The 22,269-nt window shown below is 69.9% G+C and carries 24 protein-coding genes; 19 read left to right on the top strand and 5 right to left on the bottom strand.

Annotated features, from left to right (window positions below; all coding sequences use genetic code 11):
• Positions 1-508, top strand: a 508-nt coding sequence (locus A5709_RS10965; protein WP_068119859.1) for a DUF2567 domain-containing protein, incomplete at its 5' end; no start/stop codon positions are given.
• Here the strand turns inward: A5709_RS10965 and A5709_RS10960 are convergent.
• Both A5709_RS10960 and A5709_RS10955 read right to left on the bottom strand, forming a co-directional pair.
• Positions 503-1,843, bottom strand: a complete 1,341-nt coding sequence (locus tag A5709_RS10960) for a lipase family protein (protein WP_068119855.1) — start codon at positions 1,841-1,843, stop codon at positions 503-505. The genes A5709_RS10965 and A5709_RS10960 overlap by 6 nt on opposite strands.
• A gap of 159 nt (positions 1,844-2,002) precedes the next feature.
• Positions 2,003-2,719, bottom strand: a complete 717-nt coding sequence (locus A5709_RS10955) for an NUDIX domain-containing protein (protein ID WP_068119852.1) — start codon at positions 2,717-2,719, stop codon at positions 2,003-2,005.
• A gap of 46 nt (positions 2,720-2,765) precedes the next feature.
• Between A5709_RS10955 and nadA the strand changes: the two genes are divergently transcribed.
• Genes nadA through nadC form a run of 3 tightly spaced genes read left to right on the top strand, consistent with a single transcriptional unit; the run spans position 2,766 to position 6,237 of the window.
• Positions 2,766-3,815 (top strand): quinolinate synthase NadA, encoded by a 1,050-nt coding sequence (gene nadA, locus A5709_RS10950; protein WP_068119850.1) that lies wholly within the window; start codon positions 2,766-2,768, stop codon positions 3,813-3,815.
• Positions 3,812-5,386: an L-aspartate oxidase gene (locus tag A5709_RS10945; RefSeq protein WP_068119848.1), complete on the top strand. Its 1,575-nt coding sequence runs from the start codon at positions 3,812-3,814 to the stop codon at positions 5,384-5,386. The genes nadA and A5709_RS10945 overlap by 4 nt, the downstream gene beginning before the upstream one ends.
• Positions 5,386-6,237, top strand: a complete 852-nt coding sequence (gene nadC, locus A5709_RS10940; protein WP_197520117.1) for a carboxylating nicotinate-nucleotide diphosphorylase — start codon at positions 5,386-5,388, stop codon at positions 6,235-6,237. Before A5709_RS10945 ends, nadC begins: the two co-directional genes overlap by 1 nt.
• 86 nt (positions 6,238-6,323) lie before the next feature.
• On the opposite strand, the gene A5709_RS10935 is transcribed toward nadC, so the two are convergent.
• Entirely contained in the window at positions 6,324-6,746 is a 423-nt protein-coding gene (locus A5709_RS10935) for a nitroreductase family deazaflavin-dependent oxidoreductase (RefSeq protein WP_068119846.1), read from the bottom strand.
• An 84-nt stretch (positions 6,747-6,830) separates the two neighbouring features.
• Here A5709_RS10935 and hisD point away from each other — a divergent pair, with 84 nt between their 5' ends.
• The 8 genes from hisD to hisI are packed head-to-tail and all read left to right on the top strand — an operon-like array spanning position 6,831 to position 13,232.
• Positions 6,831-8,168: a histidinol dehydrogenase gene (hisD, locus tag A5709_RS10930; RefSeq protein ID WP_156768014.1), complete on the top strand. Its 1,338-nt coding sequence runs from the start codon at positions 6,831-6,833 to the stop codon at positions 8,166-8,168.
• The gene (locus tag A5709_RS10925; protein ID WP_068119842.1) at positions 8,165-9,295 is read left to right on the top strand and encodes a histidinol-phosphate transaminase; all 1,131 of its coding nucleotides are present in this window, start codon (positions 8,165-8,167) and stop codon (positions 9,293-9,295) included. Before hisD ends, A5709_RS10925 begins: the two co-directional genes overlap by 4 nt.
• A complete protein-coding gene (hisB, locus tag A5709_RS10920) occupies positions 9,292-9,912 on the top strand; it encodes an imidazoleglycerol-phosphate dehydratase HisB (protein ID WP_067951144.1) in 621 nt (206 codons plus the stop codon). The genes A5709_RS10925 and hisB overlap by 4 nt, the downstream gene beginning before the upstream one ends.
• Positions 9,909-10,529, top strand: a complete 621-nt coding sequence (gene hisH / locus A5709_RS10915) for an imidazole glycerol phosphate synthase subunit HisH (protein ID WP_068119840.1) — start codon at positions 9,909-9,911, stop codon at positions 10,527-10,529. Before hisB ends, hisH begins: the two co-directional genes overlap by 4 nt.
• A 20-nt stretch (positions 10,530-10,549) precedes the next feature.
• A complete protein-coding gene (gene priA, locus A5709_RS10910; protein WP_067951148.1) occupies positions 10,550-11,293 on the top strand; it encodes a bifunctional 1-(5-phosphoribosyl)-5-((5-phosphoribosylamino)methylideneamino)imidazole-4-carboxamide isomerase/phosphoribosylanthranilate isomerase PriA in 744 nt (247 codons plus the stop codon).
• 4 nt (positions 11,294-11,297) lie between these two features.
• Positions 11,298-12,101: an inositol monophosphatase family protein gene (locus tag A5709_RS10905; RefSeq protein WP_067951150.1), complete on the top strand. Its 804-nt coding sequence runs from the start codon at positions 11,298-11,300 to the stop codon at positions 12,099-12,101.
• 1 nt (position 12,102) lies between these two features.
• Positions 12,103-12,888: an imidazole glycerol phosphate synthase subunit HisF gene (gene hisF / locus A5709_RS10900; RefSeq protein WP_067951154.1), complete on the top strand. Its 786-nt coding sequence runs from the start codon at positions 12,103-12,105 to the stop codon at positions 12,886-12,888.
• Positions 12,885-13,232: a phosphoribosyl-AMP cyclohydrolase gene (gene hisI / locus A5709_RS10895; protein WP_067951156.1), complete on the top strand. Its 348-nt coding sequence runs from the start codon at positions 12,885-12,887 to the stop codon at positions 13,230-13,232. Before hisF ends, hisI begins: the two co-directional genes overlap by 4 nt.
• Before the next feature lie 30 nt (positions 13,233-13,262).
• Here hisI and A5709_RS10890 read toward each other — a convergent pair whose 3' ends face one another.
• On the bottom strand, positions 13,263-13,619 hold the full coding sequence (locus A5709_RS10890; protein ID WP_067951158.1) for a WhiB family transcriptional regulator: 357 nt from the start codon (positions 13,617-13,619) through the stop codon (positions 13,263-13,265).
• A 265-nt stretch (positions 13,620-13,884) separates the two neighbouring features.
• On the opposite strand from A5709_RS10890, the gene A5709_RS10885 reads away from it, so the two are divergent.
• Positions 13,885-14,979 carry a calcium:proton antiporter gene (locus A5709_RS10885; RefSeq protein WP_067951160.1) on the top strand — a complete coding sequence of 365 codons (1,095 nt, stop codon included), beginning with the start codon at positions 13,885-13,887 and terminating at the stop codon, positions 14,977-14,979.
• Here A5709_RS10885 and A5709_RS10880 read toward each other — a convergent pair.
• Positions 14,969-15,439 (bottom strand): peroxiredoxin, encoded by a 471-nt coding sequence (locus A5709_RS10880; RefSeq protein WP_067951161.1) that lies wholly within the window; start codon positions 15,437-15,439, stop codon positions 14,969-14,971. The genes A5709_RS10885 and A5709_RS10880 overlap by 11 nt on opposite strands.
• Positions 15,440-15,533: 94 nt before the next feature.
• On the opposite strand from A5709_RS10880, the gene A5709_RS10875 reads away from it, so the two are divergent.
• From A5709_RS10875 to A5709_RS10850, 6 genes are all read left to right on the top strand, one after another.
• Positions 15,534-17,084: an anthranilate synthase component I gene (locus A5709_RS10875; protein ID WP_067951163.1), complete on the top strand. Its 1,551-nt coding sequence runs from the start codon at positions 15,534-15,536 to the stop codon at positions 17,082-17,084.
• Positions 17,077-17,766 (top strand): TIGR02234 family membrane protein, encoded by a 690-nt coding sequence (locus A5709_RS10870; protein WP_068119837.1) that lies wholly within the window; start codon positions 17,077-17,079, stop codon positions 17,764-17,766. The genes A5709_RS10875 and A5709_RS10870 overlap by 8 nt, the downstream gene beginning before the upstream one ends.
• Before the next feature lie 112 nt (positions 17,767-17,878).
• Positions 17,879-18,697: an indole-3-glycerol phosphate synthase TrpC gene (gene trpC / locus A5709_RS10865; protein WP_055404126.1), complete on the top strand. Its 819-nt coding sequence runs from the start codon at positions 17,879-17,881 to the stop codon at positions 18,695-18,697.
• A gap of 74 nt (positions 18,698-18,771) precedes the next feature.
• The gene (gene trpB / locus A5709_RS10860) at positions 18,772-20,034 is read left to right on the top strand and encodes a tryptophan synthase subunit beta (protein WP_068011075.1); all 1,263 of its coding nucleotides are present in this window, start codon (positions 18,772-18,774) and stop codon (positions 20,032-20,034) included.
• Complete coding sequence (gene trpA / locus A5709_RS10855) at positions 20,031-20,846, top strand: tryptophan synthase subunit alpha (RefSeq protein WP_068119835.1); 816 nt, start codon at positions 20,031-20,033, stop codon at positions 20,844-20,846. The genes trpB and trpA overlap by 4 nt, the downstream gene beginning before the upstream one ends.
• Positions 20,843-22,243 carry a prolipoprotein diacylglyceryl transferase gene (locus A5709_RS10850; protein ID WP_068119834.1) on the top strand — a complete coding sequence of 467 codons (1,401 nt, stop codon included), beginning with the start codon at positions 20,843-20,845 and terminating at the stop codon, positions 22,241-22,243. The genes trpA and A5709_RS10850 overlap by 4 nt, the downstream gene beginning before the upstream one ends.
• Positions 22,244-22,269 lie beyond the last annotated feature (26 nt).

Genomic DNA, 22,269 nt, shown 5'->3' with positions numbered 1-22,269 from the left:
GGTGGCGCTCACGCGGGCGGGCGAACGGGTCCACGACTACCTCGGCACCGAGTCCGAGCACTTCTTCGACGCGCCGTGCCTGATGCTGGGCCTGCTGACCGTGCTGGCGGTGGTGGCGCCCGTGCTGGGGTGGCAGTGGCGTGCGCACCGGGGGCCGGGGATGGTCGTCGCGCTGTCCACCGGCCTGCTGACCGCCGCCGCGGCCGCGACGGCTACCGGGGCCGCGCTGGTCCGGGTCTTCTACGGCGCGTTGAACTTCGACGCGGTGCCGCTGTCCAAGGCCCCGTCGGTGGCGTACGTCGTCCAGGCGCCCCCGGTGTTCTTCGCCCAGAACCCGCTGCAGATCGCGCTGACCCTGCTGTGGCCCGCCGCTATCGCCGCACTGGTGTATGCGGTGCTGGCGGCCGCCGACGCCCGAGACGACCTGGGCGCCCTTCCGCCGGGCGGCCAGGCTTCCGATGCGCTGCCGGTGGGAGCCGGGGGTGCCGCCGAAGCGGCCGTGTCATAGCGGACGGCGGTGAATGCTCCGGCCGAAGACGACCTTGGCCGCGATCTTGGCCAGCCGCGCCATCCCGACGTAGGTCATCGGGTGGAACATCGTCGGCCAGGTGGTCCGGATGAGGTGCTCGGTCAGCGGACGGCGGTCGAACCGGTCCGTGAGCCAGCGCAGCGTCATCGGCGCCGACAGCGGGTGTAGCAGCATGTGCTCGTTGAAGGCGTCCCGGTGATAGGTCACCTGGGCACCGCCGGACGAATAGGCGTCGGCGAGCACGTCGATGTCTTTAACGTCGATGAGGTAGTCGTGGACGGCCTGCACGATCAGCACCGGCGGCGTCGGCACGGCCACGCCCAGCTTGATGCTCTCGAACACGTGCATCACCTCGGGCGTCGACAGGATGCTCTCGAGCGGCTCGTCGAGGTAGTCGCCCATGTTCTTGCCGGCCATCCGGACGACCGCCTCCACGGTGGTCATCTTCTCGAGCGACTCGAGCAGGGCTCGCCCCTCCTCGTTGCTGTGCTCTTTGATCACCCTGTCCAGCTCGGGATAGATGTGGGCGAGCGCGGATACCACCAGCGCGGGCAGACCCGAGAGAAAGCTGCCGTTGAGCCTGCGGAAGGTGTTGCCCAGGTCGCCGACCGGTGATCCCAGCACCGCCCCGACGATGTCCAGTTCGGGCGCGTACTCGGCGCAGACCTCGGCCGCCCAGGCGCTGGCCAGCCCGCCGCCGGAGTAGCCCCACAGCCCGACCGGCGCCAACGGGGACAGTCCGAGGCGTTCGGAACCCAGGGCGGCCCGGATGCCGTCCAAGACGCGATAGCCGGGCTCGTACGGCGCGCCCCACAGGCCCTGCAGCCCCTCGTGGTCCGGCACGGAGACGGCCCAGCCCTCGGCGACGGCGGCGGCGATCAGGAAGAGTTCGAGCTGGCCGATCGACCCGAGGGCCTTCGCCCGGCGCCGCAGCGCGTAGGACGGGAAGCATCGGGACGACACGGCGTCGATCGCGCACTGGTACGAGAGCAGCGGGCACGGGCGTTCCGGGGCGAGCTCGGCCGGGACGATCACGGTGGTCGCCGCCGCCTCCGGCTCGCCGTGCATGTCCATCGTCCGGTAGAGCAGCTGGGTGGCCTTGACGGGCTGCGGGATCAAACCCAAAAACGCCAGTTCGACGTCGCGCGAACGCAGCACCGTCCCCGGCTCGGCGTGCTGAAAGCCCAGTGGCGGCTGGTAGAACGGGTCGTCCGAGGGCAGCAGCGGGCGTACTTTGCGCTGCAGTTCCTCGTGGGGCGGCCGGGCGATCCACTCCGCGCCATGCGTGCCTGCCAGATTGCCGAGCTCAGCCATTGGGCTCCCTTCTAGGCCATCGGGCATTGTCGCGCACGAACGGCAGGTAACCAAAACGTAATCGCCGGACTGTGAGCGACTTCTTGCCCGCGCGTGCAGAGTCGGACGCGCCACTGCTCCATTTACGATCGCGTCACCCGAAAGACGCTTTCCGCGAGCCTAGCCGGGGGGCCGCAACGCGGCGAATTCATCGGTGACCCGCAGCCGGGAATCGGTGAAGTGGTACAGAGCCGCGGGCCGCCCGCCGCTGCGGCCCGACTGCGCGATGGTGCCGGTCTGGCTGATCACGCCGCGGCGGACCAGCACCCGCTGCAGGTTCGTCGCATCGACTTGGTAGCCGAGCGCGGCGCCGTAGATGTCGCGGAGCGTAGAAAGCGCGAATTCCTTTGGCGCCAAGGCGAATCCGAGGTTGGTGTAGGACAGCTTGGCGATCAGTCGGGCGTGCGCGTGCGTCACCATCGGGCCGTGGTCGAAGGCCATCGGCGGCAGGCAGCTCACCGGATGCCAGCGGGTGTCCGGCGGCAGCTCGGGGGTCGCGGGGGAGGGCACCAATCCCAGGAAGGTCGACGCGATCACCCGGGCGCCCGGCACCCGGTTCGGGTCGGAGAACACCGCCAGCTGTTCTAAGTGCGCGAGCTCTTTGAGGTCGACCTTCTCGGCCAGCTGTCGCAGCACGGAGGTGGTGATGTCCTCGTCGTTGCGCAGCTGCCCGCCGGGCAGCGACCATGCGCCGCGCTGCGGATCCTTGGCACGCTGCCATAACAGCACGTTAAGCTGCGGTTTTTCCGTCGGGCGGCCCTTCGTAACCTGCTCGGCGACATGGCGAACCTGGAATACGACCGCGAGCACTTCGTGGGCGGTGTTACCATGGGCCATGTTTTCGATTATAAGTCGAAAACCTCTCGGGCTGAAAGGAGCCGCCGTGACGGTTGTAAATCGCATGGACACGCTCGCCGAAGACATGATGGCCGAAGTCACGAATTCACCGGCGGGTTACGCCGGTGTCGAGGGCGACGAGCAGTGGGCCGCCGAGATTCGCCGACTGGCGAAGCTGCGCGGAGCCACCGTGCTCGCGCACAACTACCAGCTGCCCGCCATCCAGGACGTCGCCGACCACGTCGGCGACTCACTGGCGCTCTCGCGGATCGCCGCCGAGGCACCCGAGGACACCATCGTGTTCTGCGGGGTGCACTTCATGGCCGAGACCGCCAAGATCCTCAGCCCCGACAAGACGGTCCTCATCCCGGATCAGCGGGCCGGCTGCTCGCTTGCCGACTCCATCACCCCCGACGAGCTGCGCGCCTGGCGCGACGAGCACCCCGGCGCCGTCGTCGTCTCCTACGTCAACACCACCGCCGCGGTGAAGGCGCTCACCGACATCTGCTGCACCTCGTCCAACGCGGTGGACGTGGTCGAGTCCATCGACCCCGACCGCGAGGTGCTGTTCTGCCCGGACCAGTTCCTCGGGGCCCATGTGCGCCGGGTGACCGGCCGCACCAACATGCACGTATGGGCCGGTGAATGCCACGTGCACGCCGGGATCAACGGCGACGAGCTGTCCGAGCAGGCGCGGGCGAACCCCGACGCCGACCTCTACGTGCATCCCGAATGCGGTTGTGCCACTTCGGCTTTGTACCTCGCCGGCGAGGGGGCCGTCCCGGCGGATCGGGTGAAGATCCTGTCCACCGGCGGCATGCTCGACGCGGCGCACCAGACCCGGGCGCGCAAGGTGCTGGTCGCCACCGAGGTCGGCATGCTGCATCAGCTGCGCCGCGCCGCCCCGCAGGTCGACTTCCGCGCGGTCAACGACCGGGCGTCCTGCAAGTACATGAAGATGATCACGCCCGCGGCCCTGCTGCGCTGCCTGGTCGACGGGGCCGACGAAGTCGATGTCGACCCGGAGATCGCTGCGGCGGGCCGCCGCAGCGTGCAGCGAATGATCGAGATCGGCCAGCCGGGCGGCGGCGAATGACCGTCCGCCCCGCCTGGACCCATAGCGCCGACGTCGTCGTCATCGGTACCGGCGTGGCCGGATTGGCTGCGGCGCTGGCCGCCCATCGCGCCGGCCGCAGCGTCGTCGTGCTGAGCAAGGCGGACCAGGCGAAGGGGGGGACCGCGACCCACTACGCGCAGGGCGGCATCGCGGTCGTCCTGCCCGACAACGACGACTCGGTGGAGGCGCACGTCGCGGACACCCTGACGGCCGGCGCCGGGCTGTGCGACCCCGACGCGGTGTATTCCATCGTCGCCGACGGGTACCGGGCGGTGTCCGAATTGGTCGGCGCCGGGGCGCGATTCGACGAGGCATCCCCGGGCCGCTGGGACGTGACCCGCGAGGGTGGGCACTCGCGGCGGCGGATCGTGCACGCCGGCGGCGACGCCACCGGAGCCGAGGTGCAGCGGGCGCTCGACCACGCCGCGGCCACGCTGGACATCCGCGCCGGCCATGTGGCCCTGCGGGTGCTGCACGACGATTCCGCCGTCACCGGGGTCCTGCTGGGCAGCGTGGACGGCTACGGAATCATCAACGCGCCCGCGGTGATCCTGGCCTCCGGAGGGCTCGGGCACCTCTACGGCGCGACCACCAATCCCGATGGCTCCACCGGTGACGGGATCGCGCTGGCCCTGTGGGCCGGCGTCGCGGTCAGCGACCTGGAGTTCATCCAGTTCCACCCGACGATGCTCTTCGGCGGGGCCGGCGGGCGGCGTCCGCTGGTTACCGAGGCGATCCGCGGTGAGGGCGCGATACTCCTTGACCGACAAGGCAATTCGGTGACGGCCGGTGTTCACCCGATGGGCGATCTGGCCCCGCGTGACGTCGTCGCCGCGGCCATCGACGCCCGGCTGAAGGCCACCGGCGACCCGTGCGTCTTCCTCGACGCGCGCGGCATCGAAGGTTTCGCCACCCGGTTTCCGACCGTGACCGCCGCGTGCCGCGCCGCAGGCATCGACCCCGTCCGCCAGCCCATCCCGGTCGTCCCGGGGGCGCACTACAGCTGCGGCGGCGTCGTCACCGATGTGCACGGCCAAACGGAACTGCCCGGCCTGTTCGCCGCCGGCGAGGTGGCGCGCACCGGACTGCACGGCGCCAATCGGCTGGCGTCCAACAGCCTGCTGGAGGGTCTGGTGGTCGGTGGCCGCGCCGGGAAAGCCGCGGCCGCGCACGCGATGGCGGCGGGGCGCGTCAGGGCCGTCGAGCCCGAGCCCATCGCCCACACCGCCCCGGAACGCGGCGCTTTGCAGGCCGCGATGAGCCGCGACGCCTCGGTCGTGCGCGACGCCGCCGGGCTGCAGCGCTTGTCCGACACCCTGTCTGGGGCGCGGGTGCGCCGCATCGCCGGCCGTCGCGACTTCGAGGACGTCGCGTTGGCCGTGGCCGCGCGCGCGGTGACCGCCGCGGCGCTGGCCCGCACCGAGAGCCGGGGCTGCCACCATCGCGCGGAATACCCCGACCCCGCACCGGAACAGGGCCGCAGCAGCGTGCTGCGGCTGGCCGACGACCAGAACTCGGTGCTGGTGGAGGCGCTGGCGGCGGTGGGCTGATGATGCTGCCCGAAGAACGAAGCGCCGCTCAAGACACCATCCGGCGCGGTCTGGAAGAGGACCTGCGCTACGGGCCCGACATCACCACGCTCGCGACGGTGCCCGCCGGTGCGGTGGCCACGGCGTCGATGGTGCCCCGGACGCCGGGCGTGATCGCCGGCGTCGAGGTCGCGCTGCTGGTTCTCGACGCCGTCCTCGCCGGCGGTTACGAAGTGGTGCACAGCGTCGAGGACGGCGCCCGGCTGCAGCCGGGCGAGCCGATGCTGACGGTGCGCGCGGACACCCGAGGCCTGCTGACCGCCGAGCGGACCATGCTGAACCTGGTGTGCCACTTGTCGGGCATCGCCACCACGACGGCGGCCTGGGTCGAGGCGGTGGAGGGCACGAAGGCCAAGGTCCGCGACACCCGCAAGACGCTGCCCGGGCTGCGTGCGCTGCAGAAGTACGCGGTGCGGCTCGGCGGCGGCGTCAACCACCGGATGGGCCTGGGGGACGCGGCGCTGATCAAGGACAACCACGTGGTGGCCGCGGGCTCGGTGGTGGACGCGCTGCGCGCCGTGCGCGACGCGGCGCCGGATCTGCCGTGCGAGGTGGAGGTGGACTCCCTCGAACAGCTGGACGAGGTGCTGGGCGAAAAGCCGGAACTGGTGCTGCTGGACAACTTTCCGGTCTGGCAGACACAGATGGCCGTGCAGCGTCGCGACGCGCGCGCCCCCGCCGTGCTGCTCGAGTCCTCGGGCGGGCTCACCCTGGAAAACGCCGCCACCTACGCGGCAACCGGGGTGGACTACCTGGCCGTCGGCGCGCTGACCCACTCGGTGCGCGCGCTCGACGTCGGCCTGGACATGTAGTTCTCGACAACGAGTGTGCGTCCAGGGCGCTCCCCGTCGGCGTGTCGCCGCCGTGAGCGCACACTCGACGGCGCGCTCCCGAAGCCTCAGGCGATGTCGCCGACGAAAACGCCGATCCGCCGCAGCTGCATGCGGGCCATCCGCGGCAGACGTTCGGCGTCGGGACCCTCGGTGCCGGCCGGCAGGATCCGCGGATTGGTGATGTGCACCACGCGGTTGCGGCTTAACTGCACGTCGGCCTCGCCGGCCGCCAGGACGTTCTTGACCCAGTTCGTCTTGCCGTGGCCCAGCGCGATCGCCAGCACGTTCCCCTTGCGGTAGGGGGTGATGATCGTCTCGTACGGCGTGCCTGAGGTGCGGCCCCGATGCTTGATGGTCGCCGTGCCGGGCAAAAAGCGGGCGATCGGCTTGACCGCCGGGTTGAAGTACTTGATCTGGAAGCGCTCGAACCAGGGCGGGAACACCATCGGGACGCCCGGGGCGTTATTGGGGTGATCCTTCGCGGACATGACAACTCCCTGAGTTGTGGGGGGCTTACCCGGGCACTGTACCGGTCGGATATCGACTTGAGTTCCTCTGGGACAATGGAGGCAATGAGTACCGGTTCAGCACCCGTAATGGCCCGCATCGACCTGCGGGGCGCCGAGCTGACGGCTGCCCGATTGCGGACCGCGCTCCCGCGGGGCGGCGCCGACGTGGAAAGCGTGCTGCCCAAGGTGCGGCCGATCGTGCAGGCCGTCGCCGAGCGCGGCGCCGAGGCGGCACTGGAGTTCGGGGCGTCGTTCGACGGTGTGCGGCCCGCCGCGGTCCGGGTGCCCGAAGCCGCGCTTCAGGCGGCGCTGGCCGGGTTGGAGCCCGACGTCGTGGACGCCCTGCGGGTGATGATCGACCGCACCCGCGCGGTACACGCCGACCAGCGCCGTGCCGACGTCACCACCACGCTCGGCCCGGGCGCGACGGTCACCGAGCGCTGGGTGCCGGTCGAGCGGGTGGGCCTGTATGTGCCCGGGGGCAACGCGGTGTACCCGTCCAGCGTGGTGATGAACGTGGTGCCCGCGCAGGCCGCCGGCGTCGACTCCCTGGTGGTTGCCAGCCCGCCGCAGGCCCGCTATGACGGCCTGCCGCACCCGACGATCCTCGCCGCCGCCCGGCTGCTCGGGGTCGACGAGGTGTGGGCCGTCGGTGGTGCGCAGGCGGTGGCGCTGCTGGCCTACGGCGGCACCGACACGGACGGTTCCGAGCTGGCGCCCGTCGACCTGATCACGGGGCCGGGCAACATCTACGTGACCGCCGCGAAGCGGCTGTGCCGCTCGCGCGTCGGCATCGACGCCGATGCCGGGCCCACCGAGATCGCCATCCTCGCCGACCACACCGCCGATCCGGCGCACGTGGCCGCCGACCTGATCAGCCAGGCCGAGCACGACGAGATGGCGGGCAGCGTGCTGGTCACCCCGAGCGAGGACCTGGCCACCGCGACCGACGCCGAGGTGGCCGCCCAGCTGCGCACCACGGTGCATCGTGACCGGGTCAGCGCCGCGCTGGGCGGCCGGCAGTCGGCGATCATCCTGGTCGACGATCTCGACGCAGGCATCCAGGTGGTCAACGCCTACGCCGCCGAGCACCTGGAGATCCAGACCGCCGACGCGCCGGAGGTCGCCGGGCGAATACGTTCGGCCGGAGCCATTTTCGTCGGTCCGTACTCGCCGGTGAGCCTCGGCGACTACTGCGCGGGATCCAATCACGTGCTGCCGACGGCGGGCTCCGCCCGCCATTCCAGCGGCCTGTCGGTGCAGACCTTCCTGCGCGGCATCCACGTCGTTGACTACACCGAGGCCGCCCTCAAGGACGTCTCGGGACACGTGGTCACGCTGGCCAAGGCCGAAGACCTGCCCGCACACGGCGAGGCGATCCGGCGGAGGTTCGAGCGATGACCGAGGACCCCACGCTGGACGACCTGCCGTTGCGGGACGACCTCCGCGGCAAATCACCTTACGGCGCACCGCAATTGGCCGTACCGGTGCGGCTGAACACCAACGAGAACCCACACCCGCCCAGCGGGGCGCTGGTGGACGATGTGGTGCGATCGGTGGCCGAGGCGGCCGCCGACCTGCACCGCTACCCCGATCGCGACGCGGTGGACCTGCGTCGCGATCTCGCCGGCTACCTCACCGCGCAGACCGGCGTGCAACTCGGTGTGGAAAACGTCTGGGCGGCAAACGGATCCAACGAGATCCTGCAACAGTTGCTGCAGGCATTCGGCGGGCCCGGGCGCACCGCGATCGGGTTCGCCCCGTCCTACTCGATGCACCCGATCATCGCCGACGCCACCCGTACGGAATGGCTGGAGGGTGTCCGCGCCGACGACTTCAGCCTCGACGTGGACAGGGCGGTCGCCGCCGTCGCCGAACATCAACCCGACGTGGTCTTCATCGCCAGCCCGAACAACCCGTCGGGGCAGAGCGTTTCGCTGCCGGCGCTGCGGCGGCTGCTCGACGCGGTGCCCGGGATCTTGATCGTCGACGAGGCCTACGGTGAGTTCTCCTCCGAGCCCAGTGCGGTCGGACTGGTGCGGGAGTATCCGACCAAGCTCATCGTCACCCGCACCATGAGCAAGGCGTTCGCCTTCGCCGGGGGGCGGCTCGGCTACCTGATCGCCACGCCCGCGGTGATCGACGCGATGCTGCTGGTCCGGCTGCCGTATCACCTGTCGTCGGTCACGCAGGCCGCGGCCCGGGCCGCGTTGCGGCACGCCGACGACACCCTGAGTAGCGTCGCGGCGCTGATCGCCGAACGCGAACGGGTCACAACGGCCCTGACCGGCATGGGTTTTCGAGTGATTCCCAGCGATGCGAACTTCGTGCTGTTCGGCCAATTCGCCGACGCCCCGGCCGCCTGGCAGCGCTACCTGGACGCCGGCGTATTGATCCGCGACGTCGGGATTGCCGGCTACCTGCGGGCCACTACGGGACTGGCCGAAGAGAACGATGCGTTCCTGCGGGCCAGCGCCCGGATCGCCGCCACCGAATTGGCACCAGCCACCCCAGTAGGAGCCCCGTGACCACTCTTGCGACTCGGCGCGCGCGTATCGAGCGTCGCACCAAGGAATCCGACATCGTCATCGAGCTCGACCTCGACGGCACCGGGCAGGTCCACGTCGACACCGGTGTGCCGTTCTACGACCACATGCTGACGGCGCTGGGCACCCACGCCAGCTTCGACCTGAGCGTGCGCACCAAGGGCGACGTCGAGATCGAGGGCCACCACACCATCGAGGACACCGCCATCGCGCTGGGGCAGGCGCTTGGCCAGGCTTTGGGCGACAAGCGGGGCATCCGCCGGTTCGGCGACGCCTTCATTCCGATGGACGAGACGCTGGCCCACGCCGTGGTCGACGTGTCCGGCCGGCCCTACTGCGTGCACACCGGTGAGCCGGATCACCTGCGGCACACAACCATTGCGGGCAGCTCCGTTCCGTACCACACCGTGATCAACCGGCACGTGTTCGAGTCGCTGGCCATGAACGCCCGTATCGCGCTGCACGTGCGCGTCCTGTACGGGCGCGACCCGCACCACGTCACCGAGGCGCAGTACAAGGCGGTGGCGCGCGCGTTGCGTCAGGCCGTCGAGCCCGATCCCCGGGTGTCGGACGTGCCGTCCACCAAAGGTGTTCTGTGACAAAACCATCCGTCGTCGTCCTGGATTACGGCTCGGGCAACCTACGGTCGGCGCAGCGCGCGCTCGAGCGGGCGGGCGCGTCGGTCGAGGTGACCGCCGACGCCGATGCGGCGGCCGCCGCCGACGGGCTGGTGGTGCCCGGGGTCGGCGCCTTCGAGGCCTGCATGACCGGCCTGCGCAGAGTCAAGGGGGACCGCATCATCGCCGACCGGGTCACCGCCGGGCGCCCGGTGCTGGGCGTCTGCGTGGGCATGCAGATCCTGTTCGCCGACGGCGTCGAATTCGGTGTACAGACAACCGGTTGCGGCCAGTGGCCGGGCGAGGTCACCCGGCTGGATGCCCCGGTGGTCCCGCACATGGGCTGGAACGTCGTCGACGCCGGTGCAGGCACCACCCTGTTCAAGGGGCTGGATGCCGACACCCGCTTCTACTTCGTGCACTCCTACGCCGCGCAGCGCTGGGAGGGTTCGTCCGAGGCCGTGCTCACCTGGGCCACCCACCGGGTGCCCTTCCTGGCCGCCGTCGAGCAGGGTCCGCTGTCGGCCACGCAATTTCACCCCGAAAAGAGCGGGGATGCGGGTGCGGCCGTGCTGCGCAACTGGATTGAGGCACTGTGACGAGCCGCTTGGGAGGGAATGTGTTGATCTTGTTGCCCGCGGTCGACGTGGTCGAAGGCCGCGCCGTGCGACTGGTCCAGGGCAAGGCGGGCAGCGAGACCGAATACGGCTCGGCGCTGGACGCGGCGCTGAACTGGCAGCGCGACGGGGCGGAATGGATCCACCTGGTCGACCTGGACGCGGCGTTCGGGCGGGGCTCGAACCGCGAACTGCTGGCCGAGGTGGTGGGCAAGCTCGACGTGCAGGTGGAGCTGTCGGGCGGGATCCGGGACGACGACTCGCTGGCCGCGGCGCTGGCCACCGGCTGCGCCCGGGTCAACCTGGGCACGGCGGCCTTGGAGAACCCCCAGTGGTGTGCCCGCGCCATCGCCGAGCACGGCGAGAAGGTCGCCGTCGGGCTCGACGTGCAAATCGACAAAACCAGGCCAGCGGGGCAACACCGACTGCGCGGGCGCGGCTGGGAGACCGACGGCGGCGACCTGTGGGAGGTGCTGGAACGCCTTGACGGCGAAGGATGTTCGCGCTTCGTCGTCACCGACGTCACCAAGGACGGCACGCTGGGCGGCCCCAACCTCGACCTGCTGGCCGCCGTCGCCGACCGCACCGAGGCCCCGGTGATCGCCTCCGGCGGCGTGTCCAGCCTGGACGACCTGCGCGCGATCGCGACCCTCACCGACCGCGGGGTCGAGGGCGCCATCGTGGGCAAAGCCCTCTACGCCGGGCGGTTCACCCTGCCGCAGGCGCTGGCAGCGGTTGCGGGGTAGGGCCGTGACGGACCTGGACGCGTTGGTGGAGCAGGCGTCGGCGATCCTCGACGACGCCACCGAGCCGTTCGTCGCCGGCCACCGCGCAGATTCGGCGGTGCAGAAGAAGGGCAACGACTTCGCCACCGACGTGGATCTGGCGATCGAGCGGCAGGTGGTCGGCGCGCTGACGGAGGCGACCGGAATCGGCGTGCACGGCGAGGAATTCGGCGGCACCGACGTCGACTCCGAATGGGTGTGGGTGCTCGACCCCGTCGACGGCACGTTCAACTACGCGGCCGGATCGCCGATGGCGGGGATCCTGCTGGGCCTGTTGCACCACGGCGACCCGGTCGCCGGGTTGACTTGGCTGCCCTTCGTCGACCAGCGCTACACCGCGGTGGTGGACGGTCCGTTGATGAAAAACGGTGTCGCGCAGCCCCCGCTGGCCGACATCGACCTGACCGACGCCCTGATCGGCGCCGGCTCGTTCAGCGCCGACGCGCGGGGCCGGTTCCCCGGGCGCTACCGCATCGCCGTGCTGGAGAACCTGAGCCGGGTCTCGTCGCGGCTGCGGATGCACGGGTCCACCGGACTCGACCTGGCCTACGTCGCCGACGGAGTCCTCGGTGGCTCGATCAGTTTCGGCGGCCACGTGTGGGACCACGCCGCCGGCGTCGCGCTGGTGCGGGCGGCGGGCGGTGTCGTGACCGACATCCGCGGTGAGCCGTGGAGCCCCGCGTCGGATTCCGCACTGGCCGCGGGCCCCCGCGCACACGCCGAGATACTCGAAATCCTGCGCAGCACGGGCCGTCCGGAGGACTTCTGAGATGTCGCACGCCAATGGCCTTGCGGTGCGGGTGATTCCGTGCCTGGACGTCGATGCCGGGCGAGTCGTCAAGGGGGTCAACTTCGAAAACCTGCGGGATGCGGGCGATCCCGTCGAGCTCGCCGCCGCCTACGACGCCGAGGGTGCCGACGAGCTGACCTTTCTCGACGTCACCGCCTCGTCGTCGGGCCGCGCCACCATGCTCGACGTGGTCCGCCGCACGGCCGAACAGGTTTTCATTCCGCTGACCGTCGGCGGCGGGGTTCGCACGGTGGCCGACGTCGACGTCTTGCTGCGCGCGGGGGCCGACAAGGTCTCGATCAACACCGCCGCGATCGCTCGGCCCGACCTGCTGGAAGAAATGGCGCGGCAGTTCGGCTCGCAATGCATCGTGCTGTCGGTCGACGCCCGCACGGTCCCCCCGGAATCGGTGCCGACGCCGTCCGGTTGGGAGGTCACCACCCACGGCGGGCGCCGCGGGACCGGGATCGACGCCGTCGAATGGGCTTCCCGCGGCGCCGATCTGGGCGTGGGGGAAATCCTGCTCAACTCGATGGACGCCGACGGCACCAAGGCCGGGTTCGACCTGCCGATGCTGCAGGCGGTGCGCTCGGCGGTCACGGTGCCGGTGATCGCCAGCGGTGGCGCCGGCGCGGCTGAACACTTCGCGCCCGCCGTCGCCGCCGGGGCCGATGCGGTGTTGGCGGCCAGCGTCTTTCACTTCCGGGAGTTGACCATCGGTCAGGTGAAGGCCGCGATGGCCGCCGAAGGGATCACCGTGCGATGACGCTGGACCCACGGATCGCCGCGCGGCTGAAGCGCAACGCCGACGGCCTGTTCACCGCCGTCGTGCAGGAACGCGGCACCGGCGACGTGCTGATGGTCGCCTGGATGGACGACGCGGCGCTGGCCCGCACCCTGGAAACCCGTGAGGCGACATATTATTCGCGGTCCCGCGGCGAGCAGTGGGTCAAGGGTGCGACGTCCGGCCACACCCAGCGCGTGCACTCGGTGCGGCTGGATTGCGACGGCGACACCGTGCTGCTGACGGTCGACCAGGTGGGCGCCGCCTGCCACACCGGCGACCACAGCTGCTTCGACGCCGACGTGCTGCTGGAACCGGAGACATAGGTTGCTGCGGCCCGAGCGGGCACCCAGGCGTTAAATCGCGGTGCGACGCCGCAGCCGGGCGGCGGCCAGGAATTCGACCCAGGACACCACGTCGGAGTGCTGCCTGAGCAGGGCGCGTCGCTGGCGTTCGGTCATGCCGCCCCAGACTCCCCACTCGACCTGGTTTTCGAGCGCGTCGGCGCCGCACTCCAGGATTACCGGGCAGTGCCGGCAGATCGTCGCGGCCCTTCTCTGGGCGGCGCCGCGAACGAACATCTCGTCCGGGTCGCCGGTGCGACAGCGTGCTTTGGAAACCCAGCCGTCGCGATCCTCGGTCCGCACACTGCGCAGATGGTTTCGAATCGGACCGTCGATGCCGCTTTCTGCGGCGGTTCGGGTAGCTGACATCGCTTCCCCCTTTGCTCCGGCCGCGCTGAGAGTTCAGCGTTCGGATATCTGGCTGTCTTGATTTTCTCCGGCCCGAGCCCGTGTAAACACGAGGCGAATGTTGCGACCGTATGAAACGCCGTTGGGCAAACGTAGGGGCTTTGGTCGCAGACATCCGGGGACCTTCGGCTCAAGGACGTCGCGGCAACGCCGTCGCCGGGCCGGGAGAATCACGACCGAGGTCCGAAGTCGCCCGATCGCGAGCCGTGGATGAGAATGGCGGTCGATGTTGAGACGGGTGTCGTGGACCGCGGTCGTGCCGCTGCTTGCCGTCGCCGTGCTGGCCGTGATCTGGGGCGAGAAGCTGGGCCCGGCGATGGTCGCGCTGACGGCGGCATTGCTCATCGGAGCCGTGCTGGCCGCGGTGCACCACGCGGAGGTGGTCGCGGCCCGGGTCGGTGAGCCGTTCGGCTCGCTGGTGCTCGCGGCCGCGGTGACGGTGATCGAGGTGGCGCTCATCGTCTCGCTGATGGCGTCCGGGGGCAACGAGGCCGCCACCCTGGCCCGGGACACCGTGTTCGCGGCGGCGATGATCACCACCAACGGCATCGCGGGGCTGTCGCTGCTGCTCGGCTCGCGGCGCTACGGCGTGACGCTGTTCAACGCCGAGGGCAGCGGCGCCGCGCTGGCCACTGTCACCACGCTGGCGACGCTGAGCCTGGTGCTGCCCGCGTTCACCACCAGCCAAGTGGGCAGGGAGTTCTCTCCGGGCCAACTGACGTTCGCGGCGGTGGCGTCGTTGCTGGTCTATCTGGTCTTCGTCTTCACCCAGACGGTGCGCCACCGCGACTTCTTCCTGCCGGTCGCGCAGAAGGGCCAGAAGAAGCGGCTGTTCGAGGATGAAAGCCATGCCGAGCCGCCGAGCCGCGGCGCCGCGCTCGGGAGTCTGGGGCTGCTGCTGGTCGCCCTCGTCGCGGTGGTGGGACTGGCCGAGGAGGAATCGCCGGCGGTCGAGCGTGCCGTGACCGCGGTCGGATTTCCGCAGTCATTCGTCGGCGTGGTGATCGCCGCGCTGGTGCTGCTGCCGGAGACCCTGGCGGCCGCGCGCACGGCGCGCCAGGGCCGCATCCAGACCAGCCTTAACCTGGCGTACGGCTCTGCGATGGCCAGCATCGGGCTCACCATCCCGGCGATCGCGCTGGCCTCCATCTGGCTCAAGGGACCGTTGGTGCTCGGGCTGGGCCCCATTCAGCTGGTGCTGCTGGCGCTGACCGTCGTGATCAGCATGCTGACGGTCGTTCCCGGGCGCGCCACCAGGCTGCAGGGGGAGCTGCATCTGGTGCTGCTCGCCGCCTACGTTTTCCTGGCGATCAGCCCGTAGGCGCCGACCGGCTGCGCAGTGTCTCCAACGCCTTGTCGGCGTGGGTGTCCATGCTGAACTCGCTGGAAATCACGTTGAGCACCGTGCGATCGGTGTCGATGACGAACGTGGTTCGCTTGACCGGCAGCAGCTTGCTGAGCAGGCCACGCTTGACGCCGAACTGCGCGGCAACGGTGCCCTCGGTGTCCGACAGCAGCGGGTAGTCGAACTTCTGCATGTCGGCGAACTTGGCCTGCTTCTGCACGGGATCGGCACTGATGCCGACCCGATTGGCGCCCACGGCGGCGAATTCCGCTGCCAGGTCCCGGAAATGGCAGGCCTCCTTGGTGCAGCCCGGTGTCATCGCGGCGGGGTAGAAGAACAGCACCACCGGTCCGCTGGAGAGCAACTCGCTGAGCTTGCGCGGCGTCCCCGTCTGATCGGGAAGTTCGAAGTCCGCGACGGTGTCACCAGTTTTCATGCCGCGAGCGTAACGCCACCGCGAATCTCGAGGCTGGAGAGCGCAGCCACGTTACGCTCGCGAACCCCCACCGCCCATCTGCGAGGATGGTTCGGTGCAAGCCCACCTCGCCGCGACGACCTCACGAGAGGATTTCCGTCAGCTCGCAGCCGAGCACCGCGTGGTTCCGGTGACCCGCAAGGTGCTGGCCGACAGCGAGACGCCGCTATCGGCCTACCGCAAGCTCGCCGCCAATCGCCCGGGCACGTTCCTGCTGGAATCCGCCGAGCACGGCCGATCCTGGTCGCGCTGGTCGTTCATCGGCGCGGGTGCGCCGTCGGCGCTGACCGTCCGCGACGGGGAAGCGGTCTGGCTGGGCGCCGTGCCGCAGGACGCGCCCACCGGCGGCGACCCGTTGCACGCGCTGCGGGCCACCCTCGAGCTGCTGGCCACCGCCGCCCCCCACGACATCAAGCCCGGGCTGCCGCCGCTGTCCGGCGGCATGGTCGGTTTGTTCGCCTACGACATGGTGCGGCGGCTGGAGCGCCTGCCCGAGCTGGCCGTCGACGACCTGCATCTGCCGGACATGCTGCTGTTGCTGGCCACCGACGTGGCCGCGGTCGACCACCACGAGGGCACCATCACGCTGATCGCCAACGCGGTGAACTGGAACGGCACCGACGAGCGGGTCGACGAGGCCTACGACGACGCGGTCGCGCGCCTGGACGTGATGACCTCGGCGCTCGGCCAGCCGCTGCCTTCGACGGTCGCCACGTTCGACCGGCCCGAGCCGCGGTACCGCTCGCAGCGCACCGTCGAGGAGTACGGGAAGATCGTCGACTACCTCGTCGAGCAGATCGCGGCGGGCGAAGCCTTCCAGGTCGTTCCCTCCCAGCGCTTCGAGATGGACACCGACGTCGACCCGATCGACGTGTACCGGATGCTGCGGGTCACCAACCCGAGCCCGTACATGTACCTGCTGCACGTCCCGAACGGCATTGGCGGGACGGACTTTTCGGTCGTCGGTTCCAGCCCGGAGGCGCTGGTCACCGTCCACGACGGCTGGGCGACGACGCACCCGATCGCGGGAACCCGGTGGCGCGGGCAGACCGACGAAGAGGATCAGCTGCTGGAGAAGGAACTGCTCGCCGACGAGAAGGAGCGCGCCGAGCACCTGATGCTGGTGGACCTTGGCCGCAACGACCTCGGCCGGGTTTGCGCCCCTGGCACCGTGCGCGTCGAGGACTACAGCCACATCGAGCGCTACAGCCACGTCATGCACCTGGTGTCGACGGTGACCGGGATGCTCGCCGAGGGCCGGACCGCCTTGGATGCGGTGACGGCCTGCTTCCCGGCCGGCACGCTGTCGGGCGCACCGAAGGTGCGGGCCATGGAGCTCATCGAGGAGGTGGAGAAGACACGGCGCGGCCTCTATGGCGGCGTGGTCGGCTACCTCGACTTCGCCGGCAACGCCGACTTCGCGATCGCCATCCGCACCGCTTTGATGCGCGGCGGCACCGCCTATGTGCAGGCCGGCGGCGGGGTGGTGGCCGACTCGAACGGTCCGTACGAGTACACCGAGGCCGCCAACAAGGCGCGCGCGGTGCTCAACGCGATCGCCGCCGCCGAGACGTTGACTGCGCCGGAGACCGGCCGCCATGACTGAGACCCGCCCGGCTCGGCGGGCCCGGATGGTCGTCGGGGTCGCCCAGGTGTTGCTGGTGGGATCCGCGGCGGCGCTGTGGGCGGCGTCCCGGTTGCCGTGGGTGGTGATCCGGTCGTTCGACGGGCTGAGTCCGCCGCGCGAGGTGACGCTGTCCGGCGCGTCGTGGTCGACGGCGCTGTTGCCGCTGGCGGTGCTCATGCTGGCGACGGCCGTGGCGGCGATCGCGGTGCGCGGCTGGCCGCTGCGCGTGCTGGCGGGGCTGCTGGCGCTGGCCAGCCTGGCGGTCGGATACCTCGGGGTCAGTTTGTGGGTGCTGCCGGACGTGGCCGTGCGCGGGGCCGATCTGGCCCACGTCGCGCTGACGTCGCTGGTGGGCAGCGAGCGACGCTATTGGGGGGCGGGCATCGCGGTGGCCGCGGCGGCTTGCACCCTGATCGCGGCCGTCCTGTTGCTTCGGTCGGCCGGCGATTCCGGGTCGGCCAGGTTGAGCGCGGAAAAGTATGCGGCGCCCGCGACGCGCCGCTCAAATGCGCTACGCGAGGACACCGATGGCGCGATGCTGGAGAAGCCGGAGACGCCGGAAATGTCGGAGCGGATGATCTGGGACGCGCTTGACGAGGGCGCTGACCCAACGCGGGACCCCACCGATCGGTCGCACGGGTCGGACACCGAGGGTCGGTGACGGGTCGCAAGCCGAGGGCCGCTACCCTTCATTCACGTCGTCGCGATCGGCTGGAGTTCGTCAGGAGGCCGTGGGGTGGCGATGGGTAACGGCGCGAAGGGAAGCAACAGGCATGAGTCCGGCTACCGTGCTTGACTCCATCCTCGAGGGAGTCCGGGCCGACGTTGCCGCGCGCGAAGCTCTCATCAGTCTCTCCGAAATCAAGGCCGCCGCTGCCGCCGCTCCGCCGCCGCGTGACGTGATGGCCGCCCTGCGCGAGCCCGGCATCGGCGTCATCGCCGAAGTCAAGCGCGCCAGTCCGTCGGCGGGATCCCTGGCGACGATTGCCGATCCGGCAAAACTGGCCCGGGCGTACGAGGACGGCGGAGCCCGGATCATCAGCGTTCTGACCGAGGAGCGCCGTTTCCACGGCTCGCTCGACGACCTCGATGCCGTTCGGGCCGCGGTCTCGATACCGGTGTTGCGCAAAGACTTTGTCGTGCAGCCATATCAGATCCACGAGGCCCGTGCCCACGGCGCCGACATGCTGTTGCTCATCGTGGCCGCGCTGGACCAGTCGGCTCTGGTATCGATGCTCGACCGCACCGAATCCCTGGGCATGACAGCCCTTGTCGAGGTGCACACCGAGGAGGAGGCCGACCGGGCGTTGAAGGCCGGGGCCAACGTAATCGGTGTCAACGCGCGCGACCTCGCCACGCTGGAGGTCGACCGGGACTGCTTCGCGCGGATCGCGCCCGGGCTGCCCAGCAATGTGATCAGGATCGCCGAGTCCGGCGTCCGCGGCACCGGCGACCTGTTGGCCTATGCCGGCGCCGGCGCGGACGCCGTGTTGGTCGGCGAGGGTCTGGTCAAAAGCGGTGACCCGCGCGCCGCGGTCGCCGACCTGGTCACCGCGGGTACGCACCCGTCCTGCCCGAAACCGTCTCGCTAGTCGTCAAGTCAGTTGAAGAGCCCCGGCGCTGAAACGTTGAACCCGATGAGCCGTCCCCGCGTAGAGCCTTGGTGATGGTCAACCTGTCCCGCCCGGACCTTCCCCTTCCGAGTGCAGCGGTCGCCGAACCCACCCGCCACGAACCCGATGCGGGTGGCCATTTCGGCGTGTACGGCGGCCGCTACGTGGCGGAGGCGTTGATGGCGGTGATCGAGGAGGTCACCGCCGCCTACGAGAAGGAACGCATCAACCCCGATTTCCTGGACACCCTGGACGACCTGCAGGTCAACTACGCCGGCCGGCCGTCGCCGCTGTACGAGGCCACCCGGCTGTCCGAGCATGCCGGCTCGGCGCGCATTTTCCTCAAGCGAGAAGACCTGAACCACACCGGTTCTCACAAGATCAACAACGTCCTCGGTCAGGCCTTGCTGGCCAAGAGAATGGGCAAGAGCCGGGTCATCGCCGAGACCGGCGCCGGCCAGCACGGCGTCGCCACGGCCACCGCGTGCGCGCTGCTCGGCCTGGAATGTGTCATCTACATGGGCGCCGTCGACACCGCGCGCCAGGCGCTCAACGTGGCGCGGATGCGACTGCTGGGCGCCGAGGTCGTGTCGGTCCAGAGTGGGTCGAAGACGCTCAAGGACGCGATCAATGAGGCGTTTCGCGACTGGGTGACCAACGCCGACAACACCTACTACTGCTTCGGCACCGCGGCCGGGCCGCACCCGTTTCCCGCGATGGTGCGCGATTTTCAGCGCATCATCGGCTTGGAGGCGCGCGTGCAGATTCAGGCCCAGGCGGGCCGGTTGCCCGACGCGGTCGTGGCCTGTGTCGGGGGCGGATCCAACGCCATCGGTATCTTCCACCCGTTCATCGACGACCCTGGGGTGCGCCTGGTCGGCTTCGAGGCGGCCGGCGACGGCGTCGAAACGGGAAGGCACGCCGCGACATTCGCCGGCGGTTCGCCGGGGGCTTTTCAGGGGTCGTTCTCTTACCTGCTGCAGGACCAGGATGGCCAGACCATCGAATCCCATTCGATCTCAGCGGGTCTCGATTATCCGGGGGTGGGCCCCGAACACGCATATCTCAAGGAGATCGGGCGTGCCGAATACCGGCCGATCACCGACTCCGAGGCGATGGATGCGTTCGCGCTGCTGTGCCGCACCGAAGGAATCATCCCGGCCATCGAATCCGCGCACGCGATCGCAGGCGCGGTCAAGCTCGGCCTCGAATTGGGGCAGGGCGCCATCATCGTGGTGAACCTGTCGGGCCGGGGTGACAAGGACGTCGAGACGGCCGCGAAATGGTTTGGCCTGATGGGGCCCAGCGAGCGATGACCGTGGAACAAAAGCAAGCCAGCCGGCTCGGGCCGGTCTTCGACATGTGCCGCAAAGACAATCGCGCGGCGCTGATCGGTTATCTGCCCACCGGTTACCCGGACGTGCCGGGTTCGGTCGACGGAATGCTCGCGCTGGTCGAATCCGGCTGCGACATCATCGAAGTCGGGGTTCCCTATTCGGATCCCGGCATGGACGGGCCGACCATCGCCCGGGCCACCGAGGTCGCGTTGCAGGGGGGAGTGCGGGTGCGGGACACCCTGGCCGCGGTCGAGGCGATCAGTTCGGCCGGCGGCCGCGCGGTGGTGATGACCTATTGGAATCCGGTGCTGCGGTATGGGGTCGACGGCTTCGCCCGGGACCTCGCGTCGGCCGGTGGGCAGGGCATGATCACTCCAGACCTCATCCCCGACGAAGCCGGCCAGTGGCTGGCGGCAGCTGAGGAGCATCGGTTGGATCGCATTTTTCTGGTGGCGCCCTCGTCGACGCCGCAACGGCTGGCGATGACGGTCGAGGCGTCGCGCGGGTTCGTCTACGCTGCTTCCACGATGGGGGTAACCGGGGCGCGTGACGCGGTGTCGAACGCCGCGCCCGAACTGGTGCACCGGGTAAAGGCGGTGTCGGACATACCCGTCGGGGTCGGCCTGGGGGTGCGGTCGCGAGAGCAGGCGGCGCAGATCGGCAGCTACGCCGACGGCGTCATCGTGGGCTCGGCGCTGGTATCGGCGCTCGGTGAGGGCGGGTTGCCCGCGTTGCGGGCGCTGACCGAGGAACTGGCCGCGGGCGTCCGGGAGAAGGCGTCCGCCGGATGACGATGTTGCCGACGTATTTTCCCAGCCCGCCCCAGGGCGTTTGGCACCTCGGGCCGCTGCCGATTCGCGCCTACGCGCTGTTCATCATCACCGGCATCGTCGCGGCGCTGCTGATCGGCGACCGCCGCTGGGAAGCCCGCGGCGGGCAGCGCGGGGTGATCTATGACATCGCGTTGTGGGTGGTGCCGTTCGGGTTGGTGGGCGGCCGGCTTTACCACCTGGCCACCGACTGGCGGACCTACTGGGGGCCGGGCGGTGCCGGGTTGAGCGCGGCCGTACGCATTTGGGATGGCGGCCTTGGCATCTGGGGCGCGGTGGCGCTTGGCGGCGTCGGCGCCTGGATCGGCTGCCGGCGGCACGGGATTCCGCTGCCGGCATTCGCCGACGCGATCGCGCCGGGAATCATCCTGGCGCAGGCCATCGGCCGGCTGGGCAACTATTTCAACCAGGAGCTCTACGGCCGGGAAACCACCCTGCCATGGGGGCTGGAGATCTTCTACCGCCGCGACCCGTCGGGATACATCGACCCCCATTCGCTGGACGGTGTGTCGACGGGCCAGGTGGCACTCGTCGTGCAGCCGACGTTCCTGTACGAATTGATTTGGAACGTCCTGGTTTTCGCCGTGTTGATCTACGCGGACCGGCGGTTCGCGCTGGGCCACGGGCGACTGTTCGCGTTGTACGTGGCCAGCTACTGTGTGGGTCGCTTCGGTGTCGAGTTGCTGCGCGACGATACCGCCACTCACATCGCGGGCATCCGGATCAATTCGTTCACATCGACTTTCGTGTTCATCGGGGCCGTGGTGTACCTCATGGTGGCGCCGAAGGGGCGCGAGGCCCCGGAAAGCCTGCGCGGCAAAGACTACGTTTCCGAGGAGTCCCCGGAATCGGAGCCGGCGGGCGAACTCGCGACCGTCGCCTCGGGTGAGGCGGCGACCGTGGCGGTCGCGGGAGGTGGCGGCGAGGACGACGACGAGCCCGCCGACTTGTCGGAAACCGGCGAGGTTGCCTCCGCCGACGAGCCGGAAACCGCGGAGGCCGAGACGGTCAAAGCGGAGGCCGCGGAGCCCGGGCCGGACGAAACCGAAGGGCCCGAGGCGGAAGCCGAAGAGCCCGAAGCCGAAGCCGAAGAGCCGGAAGCCGAAGAGCCGGAAGCCGAAGAGCCCGAGGCCGAAGAGCCCGAGGCCGAAGAAACCGAACCCGAAGAGGCCGACGAGGAAGAGCCCGCGGCCGAGCCCGAAGAACCCGAAGCCGAGGCGGACGAAGAATCCGAAGCCGAGGCGGACGAAGAATCCGAGCCGCCACACGACTCGGCCGAACCGGCTTCGGCCGCCGAGCCTTATAAGACACCCCGCAGCCGGTGGCGGCTGCGAAGGAATCGGTCGTCGAACCCCTAGTGGCCGCGGGTCTGGCATGCTGAACA

It is taken from the genome of Mycobacterium sp. E1386, from assembly GCF_001672745.1.
GTDB lineage: Bacteria > Actinomycetota > Actinomycetes > Mycobacteriales > Mycobacteriaceae > Mycobacterium.
This window is presented reverse-complemented; position numbering and strand designations above follow the sequence as displayed.